12 protein-coding genes are annotated in these 15566 nt (G+C 69.8%); 6 read left to right on the top strand and 6 right to left on the bottom strand.

Going from position 1 to position 15566, the window contains the following annotated elements; translation table 11 throughout:
- Positions 1-59 precede the first annotated feature (59 nt).
- Complete coding sequence (locus BLW86_RS39530) at positions 60-4658, bottom strand: NPP1 family protein (RefSeq protein WP_143060352.1); 4599 nt, start codon at positions 4656-4658, stop codon at positions 60-62.
- Positions 4659-4948: 290 nt separating this feature from the next.
- On the opposite strand from BLW86_RS39530, the gene BLW86_RS41690 reads away from it, so the two are divergent.
- A complete protein-coding gene (locus BLW86_RS41690) occupies positions 4949-5170 on the top strand; it encodes a hypothetical protein (RefSeq protein ID WP_143060353.1) in 222 nt (73 codons plus the stop codon).
- 457 nt (positions 5171-5627) lie between these two features.
- On the opposite strand, the gene BLW86_RS39535 is transcribed toward BLW86_RS41690, so the two are convergent.
- The 4 genes from BLW86_RS39535 to BLW86_RS39550 form a co-directional block, all read right to left on the bottom strand.
- Entirely contained in the window at positions 5628-6818 is a 1191-nt protein-coding gene (locus BLW86_RS39535; protein ID WP_256341768.1) for an FAD-binding protein, read from the bottom strand.
- 326 nt (positions 6819-7144) lie between these two features.
- Positions 7145-8767: a DUF6351 family protein gene (locus BLW86_RS39540; protein WP_093879155.1), complete on the bottom strand. Its 1623-nt coding sequence runs from the start codon at positions 8765-8767 to the stop codon at positions 7145-7147.
- Between the two features lie 172 nt (positions 8768-8939).
- Complete coding sequence (locus BLW86_RS39545; protein ID WP_093879156.1) at positions 8940-9551, bottom strand: cytochrome b/b6 domain-containing protein; 612 nt, start codon at positions 9549-9551, stop codon at positions 8940-8942.
- Positions 9538-10260 carry a molybdopterin-dependent oxidoreductase gene (locus BLW86_RS39550; protein WP_177181986.1) on the bottom strand — a complete coding sequence of 241 codons (723 nt, stop codon included), beginning with the start codon at positions 10258-10260 and terminating at the stop codon, positions 9538-9540. The genes BLW86_RS39545 and BLW86_RS39550 overlap by 14 nt, the downstream gene beginning before the upstream one ends.
- A 148-nt stretch (positions 10261-10408) precedes the next feature.
- Between BLW86_RS39550 and BLW86_RS39555 the strand changes: the two genes are divergently transcribed.
- The 5 genes from BLW86_RS39555 (at position 10409) to BLW86_RS44220 (ending at position 14260) form a co-directional block, all read left to right on the top strand.
- On the top strand, positions 10409-10972 hold the full coding sequence (locus BLW86_RS39555) for a CGNR zinc finger domain-containing protein (RefSeq protein WP_093879157.1): 564 nt from the start codon (positions 10409-10411) through the stop codon (positions 10970-10972).
- Between the two features lie 254 nt (positions 10973-11226).
- Positions 11227-12876 carry a peptidase dimerization domain-containing protein gene (locus BLW86_RS39560; protein ID WP_256341769.1) on the top strand — a complete coding sequence of 550 codons (1650 nt, stop codon included), beginning with the start codon at positions 11227-11229 and terminating at the stop codon, positions 12874-12876.
- A 199-nt stretch (positions 12877-13075) separates the two neighbouring features.
- Entirely contained in the window at positions 13076-13675 is a 600-nt protein-coding gene (locus BLW86_RS44210) for an alpha-galactosidase (RefSeq protein ID WP_371129691.1), read from the top strand.
- Positions 13636-13896: an alpha-galactosidase gene (locus tag BLW86_RS44215; protein WP_371129702.1), complete on the top strand. Its 261-nt coding sequence runs from the start codon at positions 13636-13638 to the stop codon at positions 13894-13896. The genes BLW86_RS44210 and BLW86_RS44215 overlap by 40 nt, the downstream gene beginning before the upstream one ends.
- A gap of 4 nt (positions 13897-13900) precedes the next feature.
- Positions 13901-14260 carry a GH36 C-terminal domain-containing protein gene (locus BLW86_RS44220; RefSeq protein WP_371129692.1) on the top strand — a complete coding sequence of 120 codons (360 nt, stop codon included), beginning with the start codon at positions 13901-13903 and terminating at the stop codon, positions 14258-14260.
- 23 nt (positions 14261-14283) lie between these two features.
- Here BLW86_RS44220 and BLW86_RS39570 read toward each other — a convergent pair whose 3' ends face one another.
- Positions 14284-14832, bottom strand: a complete 549-nt coding sequence (locus BLW86_RS39570; protein WP_093879158.1) for a CGNR zinc finger domain-containing protein — start codon at positions 14830-14832, stop codon at positions 14284-14286.
- Between the last annotated feature and the right edge of the window lie 734 nt (positions 14833-15566).

Below are 15566 nucleotides of genomic sequence, written 5' to 3' on the forward strand. Positions count from 1 at the left end.
CGACTGAGGATCACACCTCGGTCGCCCCCGACACGGGAAACGGTCTTCCTGGCCGGCCGTCAGCCGCGCGTCATCGCGTAGACGTGCAGCGTGGGCCGGTCGGGAGCGGCCGCGGCGCCGACGTCGGGCAGCTGGACGCTGACCGGTGTCTTGCCGGACTGCAGCGCCACACCCACGTAATAGACGTAGCCGGCGTGGTCGTACCGCTGGTTGCCCCGGCGGTTCTGGTACGGCGTGCTGATGGCGACGTCACCGGGGCCGCCGAACCAGTCCTGGCCGCTCAGGGTGAACGGCTGGCTGGTGCCGTCCGAGTAGTGGATGGTCGCGGTGCCCCCGGCGGGGCCGTAGCTCGAATCGACGAGGAAGCCGAGCGTGTTCCCACGGGTGCCGTTGATCGCCACGGTCTGGCCGGAGGAGACGACGTTGTCCAGGCTGCCGGTGGTGACCGCGCCCGTGGTCTCGTTGCCGCCCGCGCCGGCGGGCCAGACGAAGTCGAGCCCGTTGTGGGAGACGGTCGAGCCCGCGGTCACTCCGGCCGCGCTGAGCGCCTGTGCGGACAGGCTGCTGCCCCAGCCGTCGAGATCACCCACGCTGGTCGCGGTGTCCTGGGTGACGGCCACACTGTTGAAGGCGGACGCGAGGTCGTCCACGGAGTTGCCGAGCCCCATGGCGTAGACGTGCAGCGACGGTGTCCCCTCGGTGGCGGCGGCACTGACATCGGGCAGGCGGACGCTGACCGGTGTCTTGCCGGACTGAAGTGGCACGCCGACGTAGTGGACGTAACCGGGAGCGTCGTACTTCTGGTTGCCCTGACGGTTCTGATAGGCGGAGCCGGCAGCGACCTCACCGCCGTCACTGAACCAGTCGGGGCTGCTCATGTCGAACTCCTTGCTCGACCCGTCCTCGTAGTACACGGTGCCGGTGCCACCCGCGGGGCCGTAGCTGGCAGAGACCAGGAAGCCGAGCGTGTCACCCGTGCCGCTGACCGCGATGGTCTGACCGGAGGCGACCGTGTTGTCCGGCTGGCCGGTGCCGGCCGTGGCGGGCCAGGTCAGCGCGACGCCGTCGTGCGCAATCGTGGAACCCGGTGTCACCCCGGACGAGGCCAGTGCCTGAGCGGAGAAGGAGGCCCCGCCGCCGTCGATGTCACCGGCGTCGGTGGCGGTGTCCTGCGTGACCGACACGTTGTTGAAGGTGGCGGCCAGCGACGGCGCAGCCGGCGCAGGGGCGGGACGGGGAACCTGCGAGGCAATGCCGTCGAGATAGTGGATGCCCGCGGTGACGCTGAGACCCACCAGACGCTGGGCGTCCATCCTGGCCCACTCCTTGGAGATCATCTGGGCCAGTTGCGTCTTTCCTTCCCCGTTGGCGGCGGTGACCATCGCGTTCATGAGGGCATTGGCCGAGTCGACCTGGTCCTGGGTCATGGTGACCGCGTCGGCCTGCTCCGTGCCCACGGCGTTGAACACGGGCGTCCAGTCCTGGACCGTCTGCACGAACTGATCCAGCAGCGGGCCGCTGAGGTTCAGCGTGGCGTCGACGTCCTCCCTGTTGTCGAGGAAGAGCTTCTCGTAGTAGACGACAGCGGGCGACTGGGAGATCGCGCCGGTCTCGTACATGTGGATCAGCGAGCCGGCCACCTCCTCGAGCGAGGCACCGTCGGCCGTCAGGGCCCCGGAGTTGCCGTAGACCTGCTCCAGCGTCGAGCACGAGAAGGTAGGGCCGGCGCAGCCTTCGGGCCGCGGGTCCGCGGTGCTCGACTCGATCCCGACCTCATTCGTCCAGACGGTTTCGGTGATGGAAGACTGGAGGGACGCCTGGCCGTAGAGGTCGGAGGCAGCGGTCAGCATGGCCGTCCTGGCGTCGGCGAACGTCGACGTCGGGGCGAGGTACTGCGTCAGCGCCCGCCACACGATATTGCTGGTGGTGTCGGGGCCCATGAGGACGGACATGCGGTAGAACGCGTAGTTCGGAATTCCGCTGTTGGTGTGGACGCCGCCGTGGTCGAAACAGGTCTGGACGTACGCGCTCATGTGGCGCGGTTGACCGTAGGCGGTGGGGTCGGCCATGGAGCGAATGGGTCCCATGGCGGCCATGTCGGAGCCCACCAGCCAGTCGTTCTGTCCTTTGGCCGCTCGCTCGGTCATTTCCCCGAAGAAGTCGGAGATGCTCTCGTTGAGTGCCCCGGACTGGAACGAGTACCGGAGGTCCGCGGTGTGGTCGGTGATTCCGTGCGTCATCTCGTGACCGGACACGTCCTGCGACAGCATGCCGTCGCCGTACGTCATGAACGTGCCGTTCCAGAACGCGTTCTTGTAGTTCGAGTCGTAGTGCACGTACGAGTGCAGACCCATGCCGTTGCCGTCCAGGCTGTTGCGCCCGAACCTGTTCTTGAAGTAGTTGAAGACCACGCCGCTCTGGTCGTACGCGTCGTCCGCGTCGGCGTCGTTGGTGGGCGAGCCGCCCTCCCATCTCACCTGCACGGCCGCGGCGGAGTTCGTCTGGTGCTTCATGTCGAAGATCGCGCGACTCAGGCTCCGCGGATCGCCCGGGGAAGAGTCGTCGCGGTTGTAGTCGAAGGAGAAGACCGGGATCGGAGGGTCACAGTTGGTGCCTGCCCCATCGGGCACGTTGTGGCACTCTCCCGGGACCGTCGGGATCGCCTTGCTGAGATTGTCAGCGAATGCCGAGTCCTTCGTACCCATCGTCGCGTGGTCGAAGTTCGCGCCGTAGAGCTTGTCCCGCAGACCGTTGGGGAAGCCGTTGTAGGAGACGAGCGCCGGACGCCGCCAGTTGTGGTAGAAGTTCTCCGGCGGCTCGTCGCCCGCGTTGGCGAAGCGGAAAGCGTGGGTGGAACCGCTGTCCTTGTGGTAGACGATCTTGGGATGGGTGCCTTCCCAGCGGACTTCGCCGGCCGGAAGGATCTTGTACCCGCCATGCGCGGACGCCGCCACGTACTGGGCCTTGTCGTCCTTCACCCAGACCGCGATGTGCTCCCAGTCGTGGACGTGCCCCCCGGCGTCGACGACGTTCTCGACCGCTACGTCCTTCTCGAAGTAGTAGTCGTAGAGGTAGACGCACCATCCGGAATTGCACCGTTGCCGGGAGTAGGCGTTGGTGTTGTCCAGATCGGACTGGTCGTGGCAGTAGGCCGAGGACGTCGTGTTGTTGTGGTCGAGACCCTGGGCTATGGCGCCGTCGGGACCGATCGCCGGGACGTTGTAGCAAGCGTTGGTGTCGTAGTCGAGGGCGGGAGCCCACTTGATGTCGTTCGCGGTGGCGTTCTGGGGCAGAGCCCTCGGCGGATCGGGAACCGCGGCCACGGCCGACTCGGTGAGGGATTCGACACCGACGAGGGCTCCCTTGCGCCGGGCATCCACGAAGACCCGCTCGCTGAGCCCGCCCTTGTCCATCACATCGACCTGCCAGGCCAGGGCCGAGGAGCTCTTGAACCCCTGCTTCGCAGGACCGGGGTACACCACCAGCGAGGGCGGCGCGGTTGTCCTGGACTGCCGCATCGTCTTGATGGCCACGGCGACGGCGTCCTTCTGACTGACCGTCGGGACCGTCGAGTCCGGAGGGATCAGATCGGGACGCAGCCCGTTGGTGACGGCGGTCACCGTCGTCTTGTCACGGTCCAGGTGTACTCCGAGCCGGGCGTTGTACACCGGTACGCCGTCGATCGCCTGGTCGTACCAGACGTGGTGGGCGCCCTTCGGGTCGGGCGTCTGGACTCGGCCGGTGCTCTTCGACAGCATGCCGTCGGTGTCCGCAACACCGAAGACCTTCGCATGCGCGCGGAGCCACGCCGGAACGTCACCCCCCGTCAGCCGGCTGCGCAGACCACCCAGCGTCGAAGGAGTACCCGTCTGCGGATTCGCGGCCACGTCGACCTTGTGGCCGGTCTCCCGCTGAAGCCCGCTCAGCGCGTCGCCGACGCCTGAAGCCCGCCACTTCGGCAGGGGCTTCGGCCCGGACGCCGCGCCCGCGGTACTCACGGATATGGCCGAGGCGACCAGCGCCACCACGGCCGTGACCGCCGTCCCCCGCACGGCCCGCCGGCGCGCGGCCAGCACGTCCCGAGCCGAACGCCGCCCCGTCGCGGGGTAGAAGCGCACGACGGCACCACCGACTGCTAGTGCCCAGCCGGCTGTCGCGGCGACCGCCCAGACGGTCGACGTCGACAGTTCCATCGTGGCACCCGGGCCGGGGGCTCCGGTCGCCACCTGAGCGATACCGGCGAGGACGGCGTACGAGCCCGCCGACGCGGCCAGCAACGGCCACTTCGGCAGCGCCAGGGCGCGCGCCGTGGCGGCGACGAACCATCCGAGCGCGCCGGTACCGAGCAGCGCGCCGATTCCGACGAGGAGCAGCGTGGAGCGGTGCTCGATCACCCAGGGGGCCGTGATGTGGCCGGAGAGCGGCGTCATGCGCCACCGGACGGGCACGCCGGATCCGGCGACGAGTCCGGCCACGGTGCCCGAGAAGTCATGGGCGAGGTGCTTCGCCACGAGAACGTCGAGGTAGGTGCTGCTGTGCGCGATCACGACGCGCAGGGCGACCTGCACGGCGACCAGCGCCGTGACCAGCCCCGTCAAACCGGCGACGAGTGCGGCGCCGGCTGTGTGCCAGCTTCTTCGGAGGAACTCTTGTCTCAACTGACTCTCCTGTTGATGGCTCCGAACAGCTCGGAGCACACGTCGAGTAGGGGAGAACCCTTGGTGTGTCTCTTCCGGCCCCTGCCGTCCGACTTGCGAGGAGAGGCCGCTGCCCTTCACGTGCAGTGATTCGATCGACAGACATCCGAGGACGGGCGGTGTGTGACGAGCGCGATCGGCTCCTCCACCCGAAGGCACAACCTACTCGCATGTGTGTCGCCTGTGACAGGCGGCATGACAGGTTTGTTTGAGTAGATGACTCGCGTCACCGGTTTGCCAGGTGCCTGCTGATGTATGTGCTGGGCGGAGCCAAGGACCGCCGATACGATCTCAAGCAGCTCCAGACCGGCCTCGCGGTGGCCGCGACGGCGGCATCCCGCTACTGTCCCGCGTCATCGACGGCGTCCGAGCCGTCGTCGCGGCGGAAACCCCGCCAGGAGAAAACCGGGTTGCTGCTGCGCATTGTCGTTCCCTCCTCGGCCGCGGTCCGGATGCGGCCGTGTTGTGACTGAGGCGCTCATGGAGGGTGTCTGCGGGTTTACCCCTCCATGATGCACATAACCACTCTGACAGGTGATGCACGTAAGCGCAAGATTGATCACTGTTCTGATCGGTTATTTTGAGATGGGGTGATCGATCGTCAGGAAACATGTGGAGACTGCGAACGCGTCATAGAGCACCCGGCACCGTCGCCTCGGATGGCGTCGTGAAGACAGGTCTCGCTTTGCCCCAGTTCCAGCCGGCACCGCCACGTCCCTCGTCGCGGACACCGTCCGACGGGTACACGAGCGCACCGGCATCCGGCTCTTCATAATCGATTCGATGTACAACACCGACACGGTCGACGGTTTCCTCGCCCACGCCCACGATGTGCTCAAGCGGGTCTCCAAGGGCTGAGCCGCCGGGAGTCTCCGGCCCCTGCTGCGGACGGCCGGCGGAAAGGACTGCCGCGCCCTTCCGTCCCTCCCGTCAGGCGGGCTCGACGTTGTGGTTGAAGCGGAACGTGTTGGCCGGGTCGTAGCGCCGCTTCACCTCCGCGAGCCGGGCATATCGCTGCGGTCCGTAGACACCGCGTACGCCCGCGGCCTCGGTCGCCTCGTCCGGCGACAGGAAGTTCGCCATGCCGCGCTCCGCGGCCCACGGCGCCAACCCGTCCACCACGTCGGCCAGCTGTCCGCGCAACAGCTCCGCCTGATCGGGACCGCCCACCCCGAACCCGAAGACGACGAACGGCACACCGCGCGTGGAGACGGCGTTGCCCGCCGCCGGCTCACGGTCGAAGGCTCCGCCGAGCGCCCGGATCTCCACGTTCGCGAGCACCGAACCGGAGTCGGTGCCGGTCAGTTCCACCAGCGTCCGCGCTGTCTTCTCGGTGAACTCGGCCAGGCAGACGCTCCGGTCGTAGTACGGCATGGGGTCGACCGGGTCCAGGTGGATCTCGCCGATGGAGGCGAAGGGCTTCTCCCCCACCAGGTCGACGAGCACGGGTGCCGCCGCCCGCAGCGGGGCGATCAGTCGCTCCCCGTCCTCGGCCGAGCCCAGGTAGCCGATCCGCAGGTGCACGACGAAGGCACCGCGCAGCGGCTCGGGCAGCACCGGCAGATCGGGAAGCCGCTGGATCCCGACCGACGAGGTCGTCTCCTCGCCAACGGTCGGCAGCCAGATCCGCCAGGCCTCCAGGACCTCGGCCAGCCGCTCGCCCGGGAAGTAGACGCCCCCGCCATAGAAGCGCGTCACCGGGAAGAGGTCGAACTCGATCTCCGTGACGACGCCGAAGTTACCCTTGCCGCCCAGCAGCGCCCAGTACAGGTCCGGTTCGACGTCCGCGGTGACCCGGTGCACCTCTCCGTCGGCGGTCACCACGGTCAGCCGACGCACGTGGTCGGCGGCGTAGCCCAGGGTCCGGCCCAGCAGTGGACTCTGGCCGCCGCCCAGCGTGTAGCCGACCACCCCGACGTCCGGCGCCGAACCCGCGAGCGCCGCCAGGCCCGCTTCGGCCAGGTGCGGCAGCACCTCTCGCCAGCGCGCTCCCGCCTCGACACGGGCCACACGCCGCTGTGCGTCGACCGTCACGGCCCGCATCCGCGTCGTGGTGACCAGGATTCCGCCCCGGGCCGACGAGACGACCTGGTGGGCCGTGGCCTTTACCGCGACCGGCATACCGTGCCTGCTGGCGAACCGGACCGCCGCCCGCACGTCGCCTCGTGAGCCGCTGCGACCACCACGGCCGGTTCAAGGCTGCTGCTCAGGTTGTAGGTGGCGCACTCGGCCGCGTACCCCTCGTCCCCCGGTGTGAGCACCGGGCCGGTCGCCGCGTCTCGCAGGGCCGCCAGGTCCTCCGGGCGGAGCTCCGTTCTGGAGGAACGGGAAGCATGTGTACTCATCTTGTTCTCGCCATCTCGCGTGCGGTGTGCGGATGGCCCCGGCCCGCCCCCGGAATTCACCGGGGGACGGGCCCGGGGCCGCGGTGTGCGGGGATATGAAGGTCAGTACGACGAGGGGGGCACGCACCGGAAGCTGTCGGCGGCGGCCGGGTCTCCGTGGCCCTTGTAGCGGGACACCTTCGGATAGGCGCACAGGTCGCGGGTCACCCGCTCGCCGGCGGAGTTCGTGAGGGTGGCGGTCAGGGTGCTGGGCGCCTTGCCCTGCTCGACCCAGGCCCGCAGAGCGCCGAGGTCGTCGGTCTGCCCGGTCAGAGCGCAGTGGGCCGTGCCCGGCGCGAGGAAGAGACGGTAGAAGTCGTCGACCCGCTGGGCGCCGCCCGTCTTCCGCTCGACCTGCCGGCGGTAGGCCACCGTGCCCTGGGTGGGGATGAGCTGGTCCTGCCGGCCGTGCCAGGTCAGGAGCTTGCCGCCGGACTCGCGGAAGGCGGACAGGTCCGGGTCGTCGGTGCCGATGACCTCGTCGTACTCGGCCTGGGATTGCCGGAACAGCTCGGTGAACCGGCTGTAGGTGATCGTCGAGACGTCGAACGAGGGCTGCTTCTTCAGCCAGGTCGCGACCCAGGCGGACGGGACGGGGAACGGAGCGCCCTTGAGGTTCCCGTTCGCGTCCGGCAGGGTGCCCGCCAGGTAAGGGAACTTCAGGTCGGCGCCGATCGGGACGCCGGACCACAGCTTCTTGCCCGACGTGGTGCGCGGACCGTCCCAGATCTTGCGGACCACGGCCGCGTCGGCGGCGGTGACGGTCAGCTTCTCGCCCTCGCACACGACCTTGGTGCCGATCAGGCGCCGGGGGTCGAAGTCGCAGCGGGCAGGGTCCTCGACGAGGCCGTCCTCGACGCCGTCGAGGGGGTCGCAGGCCTTGATCGCGGCGGTGTTGAAGGCGTCGAGCTCGCACCCGCTGGGGTAGGTCTTCTCGTTGTTCATCACCACCTGCGGCCACAGGGTGGCGACCTCGAACTCGTCCCAGCTGATGGCCGGTGCGTTGGCGAGGATGCCGTCGTAGTCGTCGGGGTGGCGCTGGGCTTCCGCGTAGCCCTGGCGGCCGCCGGTGGAGCAGCCGTTGAAGTACGCGTAGGAGGCCGGCCTGCCGTAGTAGTCGCCGATGACCTGCTTGGCGACGACGGCCGTCTCGTGCTCGGAGCGGGAGGCGAAGTTCGTCAGCAGCGTGGTGTCGACCCGGCCCTCGGTGTTCAGGGCCCAGCTGGTGTCGAGGTAGGTCTTGACGCCGGCGTCGGTGGTGGCGGCGGCGTAGCCGTTCTTGACGGCGCCCGCGAGGGCGGTGCCGTAGTCACCGGCGGCGAAGGCGCTGCCGCCGACCGTCTGCAGGCGGCCATTCCAACTCTCCTGGGGCAGCCAGACCTTCACCCGTGTGTGGTCGCCCTCGCCCGGGTGGGTCAGGGTGACCGTCAGATCGCAGTACGCCGGCACGTCGGTGATCTGCGAGGCGGGGAGGGGCGGGATCTCCGGCACGTCGACGGTCCCGGCCGGACGGGCGACCGCCACGACGTTCTCCACCTCGGTGCCCGCGGGGGCCGTGACCGTGACGGTCGAGCAGTCGGCGGAAGGGGAGGCGGAGCTCCCGGTACCCGCCCAGGCGGTCGGCAGGCACGCCGCCGCGACCAGCGGCACCCCCGCTGCGACGGCGGTCAGAAGTCGTCGTCTCATGGTTTTCCAATCAGTGTGAATGACTCGCCCGCAGCGGTGACGCATGCGCCGGGGTGTGAGGTGACCACCGTGGCCCCTCGGCACACCTCGCACATCAGTCAGTTGACGGTCAGCGACGCCCTCGGCCACGGCGTGGTGGCGTACGGTCCCCCACGGACCGCGGATTTCCGTCCTAGTCCAGCCAGCGGGAGTGGTACCGCTTGGCCCAGGACTCGCTGACGTAGCCGGTCCGCATGCCCAGGCGTGATTCCGGGTCCGCGGCCGCCTTGCGCATGTGACCGACCAGGACGACGGTGATCGCCCAGGCCACGATGTCGTGCACGAAGATCGCGCTGGTGCGGGAGATGAAGGGCAGCAGGTCCATGAACCACATCAGCAGACCGGTAAACATCATGACCAGCACGGCACCGGCGATCCAGCCCGCGTAGAGCTTCTGCCCCGCGTTGAACTTGCCCGCCGGGCGCGCGCCTGGCCAGGCGTGGCGCTTGCGGACGGCCAGCAGCCATTCCCGGTCGTACGGCGCGAAGCGGTTGAGGCGGCGCAGGTCGGCACGGAACTCGGCGGACAGCAGCCCCAGCAGGAAGGGCGTCGGAAGCAGGATGCCTGACCATTCGTGGACCGTGGCCATGAGGTGGCGCCGGCCGACAAGTTGGGCGAGCGGGCCCAGGTACAGGCAGGCCGCCGTGGCCAGGCAGAGCAGCATGAGCCATCCGGTCGCCCGGTGGACCATCCGCTGGGAGGGGCCGAACCGCCGGACGCGGCCGTCCCGGTCAGGCGGCGCCATCGGTCCGGTCCGCGTCGTCGAGCCAGCCGTCGACCGGATAGCCGCGCTCCTCCCAGAACCCGGGGACCACCTGCTCGGTGACCTCGATCCCGGACAGCCACTTGGCCGACTTGTAGAAGTACATCGGCGCCACGTACAGCCGGACCGGGCCGCCCTGCGCGTGGCTGATCGGTTCGTCCTGCAGGTTCAGCGCCACCAGGATGTCCGAGCGGCGGGCCTGCTCCAGGGTGAGGCTCTCGGTGTAGGCGCCGTCGAAGCAGGTGAAACGGACCGCCGTCCCCTGAGCGCGCACACCGGCGGCGTCGAGCAGGTCCGCCAGCTTCACCCCCTCCCAGGGGGCGTCGTTCACGCGCCATCCGTCCGTGCAGACCGCGTCGCCGACGACCCGCGTCTGCGGGAGCGCCCGCAGCTCGGGAAGGGTGTAGGTCCTGGGCCGGTCGACCAGACCGCCGATCGTCAGCGCGTAGGTGCGCTCGTCCTTGCGCGGCACCGATCCGACGATGCTGTAGTACCGGAAGCCGCCCGGATCGGGCAGCAGGCCGGTGAGCCCGGTGGGGTCCTTCTGGGAGGCTGCGCCGAGGAAGTTCTCCCAGCCTCGCTGGAGGGAGGGTGCCGCGACGAGTCCCGCCGCGCCCGCGGCCAGCATTCCGAGCAGCGCACGCCGCCCCGCTGGGGCGCCCTCGGCGTTTCGTTTCGACCGACCTGCCATGTCACTGCTCCTTCGAAACCGACGACTGGTCACACACCGATGCTCGTTGCGTTACCGCTTAAAGCAGTGACGATACTGGCGAGCATGGAGGCAGGTGTCAACGGTACAGCGGCTTGCCCGGGAACCAGTAACCTGTCAGATTGGTTATATGACGCCCAGACATGTCTTCGTGTGCGGCGACCCCGCGCTCGACTTCGCCGCGACGCTCCGCGCGCGGCGCTCATCCGGAATCGAAGTGCTCACGACGCCAGCGCAGCTCGACTCCTGGTACCTGGCCTCCGGACTCGTGGACTCGGCGACCCGCGCCACGCAGGCCGACCTCGAACAGGCACGGGTCGTCCGGGAGGCCGTCTATCGGCTGGTGGCGGACCGGCGCCACGGGAGGCCGTACGACGAGACCGCCCTCGCCCTCGTGAACGACGCGGCACGCAGGCCCTCCGCATCCCCGCAACTGGCCCCGCCCGGCCGACGGACGACGGCGACACCTCAGGAAGCCCTGTCCACCGTGGCCCGCAGCGCGATCGAACTGCTCGGTGGACCCGAGGCCTCCCTGCTGAAGGAGTGCGGCAGCCCGGAGTGCACTCGCGTCTATGTCGACCGCTCGCGAGGCGCGAGACGGCAGTGGTGCGGCATGGAATCGTGCGGGAACCGAATCAAGGCCGCTGCCTACCGTGCCCGTAAGCGGCACACCCCCGCGCTCGCCACTCGCTGAGGTGTTCATGCCCGAAGCCTCCGTGCGGGGCTCCGGGCATGGGCGAGGTGGCTCGAAACCTACAGTTATCTACACACGTGTGTGTCATACTCGGCCCGGCACATGTTGCTCGGCAACTCGGCCGTCCAGGGTCGGAGTTGTCAGGCGGCCCCCGCTCATTCAGGGGACGCCACCGGTGACGGCCCGTCGTCCCCGGCCACTTCTCGTCCGACCCTGAGCCGAACCAGCCCCACACAGCGAGGAACAAGACCCGCATGAGCGATCTCGACATGGGCCGCAGACGCTTGCTCAAGATGTTCGGACTGAGCGCCACCGCCACCACGGCGGCCGTCTTCCAAGCAGACCCGGTGCTCGCGGCGACCCTCGGGCACGACGAGCGGAGCGGCGTCTCCCCCGCCACCTACAAGCCGCCCACGGGTCTGGCCCGCAGCACCGCGGCGAAGCAGACCGCGCTCGGCTGGATCGGCGCGAACGAGGGCGCGATCACCCGGCTGAGCGACGACGTGTGGCGACACGCGGAACTCTCCCTGCGTGAGTGGAAGTCCTCCCTCGCCACCGCCGCGCTGCTCAAGGCGAACGGCTTCACCGTCACGTGGGGCTCGGCCGGCTTCCCGACCGCTTTCGTGGCCACCTACGGAACCGAGGGTCCGGTCATCGGCTTCAACGCCGAGTACGACGCCCTGCCGGGGCTCTCCCAGAAGAAGGGCGTCTCCTCGCACGATCCGCTGGTCCACCATTACGACGCCTACGGCCCGGCCTACGGCGCCGGGCACGGTGACGCCCACAACACCCTCGATGCGGGCGGCACCGCGGCCGCCATCGCCCACGCCATCCGCGCCGACGGGCTCAAGGCCACCGTCAAGCTGTTCGGCAGCGCGGGCGAGGAGCAGCTCGTCGGCAAGGCGTACGCGGTCAAGGAGGGCGTCTACGACGGCCTGGACGCCTTCCTCGACTGGCACCCGTTCAAGATCACGGTGCCGTTCTGGAACACCACCAGCGCCCTGATATCGGTGACCTTCACCTTCCTGGGCGCCTCGGGGCACGGCGGCACCCCGCTGGGCAGCAAGAGCGGTCTGGACGGCGCCCTGCTGATGGCGACGATGTCGGAGTACCTGCGGGAGGAGAACGTCGCCCCGTCCGGCAGGTTCCACTACGCCATCATCAACGGCGGCGGCGCCCCGAACGTGACTCCCGACATGTGCTCCATCTGGTTCTTCGTCAGGGAGGGCAGCCCGGCGCGCGCCCGGGTGCTGTACGACAAGATCGTCGAGTGCGCGAAGGCCGCGGCCCAGGCCAGCCAGACCCGCCTGGTGCACAAGTTCCACTCGGCCACCTGGAACCTGCTCGCCAACAAGGCCGGCGCGGAGCTGCTCAACGACAACATGCAGCAGATCGGCGCCCCCAGGTTCACCGAGGCGGACCACGCGCTGGCGAAGGCCGTGCAGAAGTCGCTCGGCAAGCCCGAGGTGGGCATGCCGACGGCCCTGACCCCGCTGACGCCCCCGGCCGCCGGCTACACGGGCGGACTGGCCACCGACACGGCCGACATCAGCTGGCAGGCGCCCACCGTGGTCCTGCTGTCTGCGGCCTATCCGCCCGGCATCCCGAACCACAACTGGGGGTGTCACCGCCACGGCGGCCACCAACATCGGCCACCAGGCGCTGCTGTCCGCCGCCCGGTACCTGGCGGCCGGCGCGATCGACCTGCTCGAGCAGCCCGCGCTGCTCGACGCCATGAAGCAGGAGTTCAAGGACCGCACCGAGGGCATCACCTGGGCCTCCATGATCCCCGACGGCACCCAGCCGCCGCTGTACGAGCCGCCGGCGGAGTTCCTCAGGGCGACCGGCCAGAGCTGGCCGCCGGCGGGGGTGACATGGCCGGTTCCTCCGGTGATCGCCACTGAGCAGCTCGGCACCACCGGCCCCACGCTCCCGCCGGTGACCTGACGTCCGGGGCCGCGGCCTTCTTTCGCCCTTCCGTATGGACTCCCGTGCCTCGGCGACGAGGCTGCGGGCGTGAGCGCACGCTCCGGCCTCCCCCGACCGGGGCGTGCGTTCACTCGCGCAGCCTGTACCTGCAAGCGGGAGGAGGGGCCTGGCACCGTGTGCCGGGCCCCTCCCGTATTTCGCGACGGCATCCGGTCCGGGACGTCCACGCCCGTCCAGCGGGCCGCAGCCCTCGGCGTGGAGCTGTACGTGGTGGACGACGGGTGGTTCGGCGCCGGCCACAGCGACCGGGCCGGGCTCGCCGACTGGAGGCCGTCGCCGGACCGCTTCCCCCAGGGTCTGGGACCGCTCTCCGATGCCGTGCACGGGCTCGGCATGCGGTTCGGGATCTGGGTGGAGCCGGAGATGGTCAACCCGGACAGCGATCTGTACCGGGCCCGTCCCGACTGGGTGCTGCACACCCCCGGCCGGACCCGCAGCGAACTCCGCCACCAGCTCGTCCTCGACTTCGCCCGCGACGGAGTCGCGGACCGGGCGTACGACTGGCTCACCCGGCTGGTCGACGACCACGGCGTCGACTTCCTCAAGTGGGGCATGAACCGCGCCTTCAGCGAGGCCGGCCCGACCGCCGCCCCGACGAAAACGACCGTCTGTGGACCGCCTATGGGGCGAACCCGTACCGCGTCCTGGACCGGCTGCGGGCCGCCCATCCGGATCTGTGGATCGAGACGTGCAGCGATGGCGGCGGGCGGATAGACCACGGCATCCTGGCCCGCACCGATCAGGCCTGGGCGTCGGACGATACCGACGCCGTGGACCGGCTGGCGATCCAGCGCGGGTTCAGCCAGACGCACCCGGCGTGGGGGATGTCGGCCTGGGTGACCGACGCGCCGAACCAGCTCACGCGGCGCACGGTGCCACTGCGGTTCCGGTTCCACGTGGCGATGGCCGGCCTGCTAGGCATCGGGGCCTCCTGACCCGGTGGACGGAGGAGGACCTGGCCGAGGATGCCGGCCTGGTCGCCGCGTACAAGGGGGTGCGTCACCTGGTGCAGGGGCGATCAGTACCGGCTGTCCGGGCCGTACGGCGAGGGTCCGCCCGTGGTGCAGTACGCCGCCGCGGACGCCTCGGAAGCCCTCACCCTGGCGTGGCAACAGGGGTCCGCTCCACGGGTCTCCGCGATGGCCGGTACGGCTGCACGGGCTGACCCCGCACACCCGCTACCGGGACGTCCGCACCGGCGCCGTCCACCACTCCGCCGTCCTCACCGAGTACGGCCTGCGGCTCGACCTGCCGCTCGCCGACTGGTCCAGCACGATGGTGCACCTCGTACGGGTGTGAGCCGGCGGCGCGGAGGGGGCGGGTCAGGCTTGGGCGGCGTGCTGGCGCGCCCGGTAGTTTGCGGCCTTGACCCGGTTGCCGCAGGTCTTCATGGCGCACCATTCCCGTCGGTGCCCGCGCGAGCGGTCGAGGTAGACCTGGGTGCACTCCGGGCGGGCGCACTCCCGCAGCAGCGCGGCGTCGTCCCCGCCCACGAGCTCCACCGTCTCGCGGGCCAGCGAGGCCAGCCCCTGGGAGACCGGGCCGGTCCGGATGACACCTTCCGCTCCCAGCCGCACCGTCACCGGCAGACCGGAGGCGTGCATGTTCACCTCGGCCACCGCCTCCGGGGGCAGCGGCCGGCCGTCGAGCCGCGCCGCGACCAGGTCGTAGACGGCCTCGCGCAGCTGCACGGCGAAGGCCACCTCCGCCTCGCTCGCCCCGGGCTCCAGATCCATCATTCCCGACTCGACGAACCAGTCGTCCAGCAGACCGGGCGTGGCCAGCTTCTCCAGCGGGGCGGCGTTGCGCCGCGCCCGCAGCGTGCCGACGAAGTCCAGGCAGAGCGTCCCGCAGGGAAAGGCATGATTCACGTAACCATACTGACCGGTGATTGCGCACAATGCAAGCGCCTCCCCGGGGCCCGGGTGACACTCGCGCCGGTACGTGACGGCCGGCGCCTCCTCGACGCCGTGGATGGGGGGCAGCTCGAACCGGCCGCACCTCATCAGTTCCGGCGCTCCGCACCGTGGCGGTAGTCGCCGCCACGTTTGCGGGCCACGGCACGACGTCGGCGACCGTCTCATCATGGGCCGGGCCCGTCACGGTGCGGGCCACGCTCGGCAAACTCCCCTCTGCCCGTCATCACGGCGGCGGCGTTGATCAGACGTCCGCAGACCGATCTCGGCCGGGGTCGCCGGCATCGTTCGGGCAGCCGAGGCGCAGTGAACGTGCCGGACCGGGACGGCACCGAACCGGTGCGGGGCGGTGCCGTACAGCCCACCCACCGACCGCACCTCCGTGCAAATTCTCAGCTCACACCCGGGCACAGGACAGGGCTCAGTCGGTCAGCGCCCCGAAGCCGGCGTCTTGGCCCCCGCGGCTCGCCGCGCATCCTGCCACTTCCCCAGCCTCAGGCAGTACTCCCTCCGCAGCTCCGTCAGGCGCTGATCGTCTCTGTCTTCGGATGAGGAACACCCCCACCGCGACCGCAACCAGGGCGAGGACAAGATGACGCCCTAGCAATGGCTCCGGCCGAGACAGCCGGCACAGCGCCGTGACCGGATCGGACAGGTCGCCGGGGACCAGGTCGCCGATCACGGCATCC

It is taken from the genome of Streptomyces sp. TLI_105 (assembly GCF_900105415.1).
Lineage (GTDB): Bacteria > Actinomycetota > Actinomycetes > Streptomycetales > Streptomycetaceae > Streptomyces.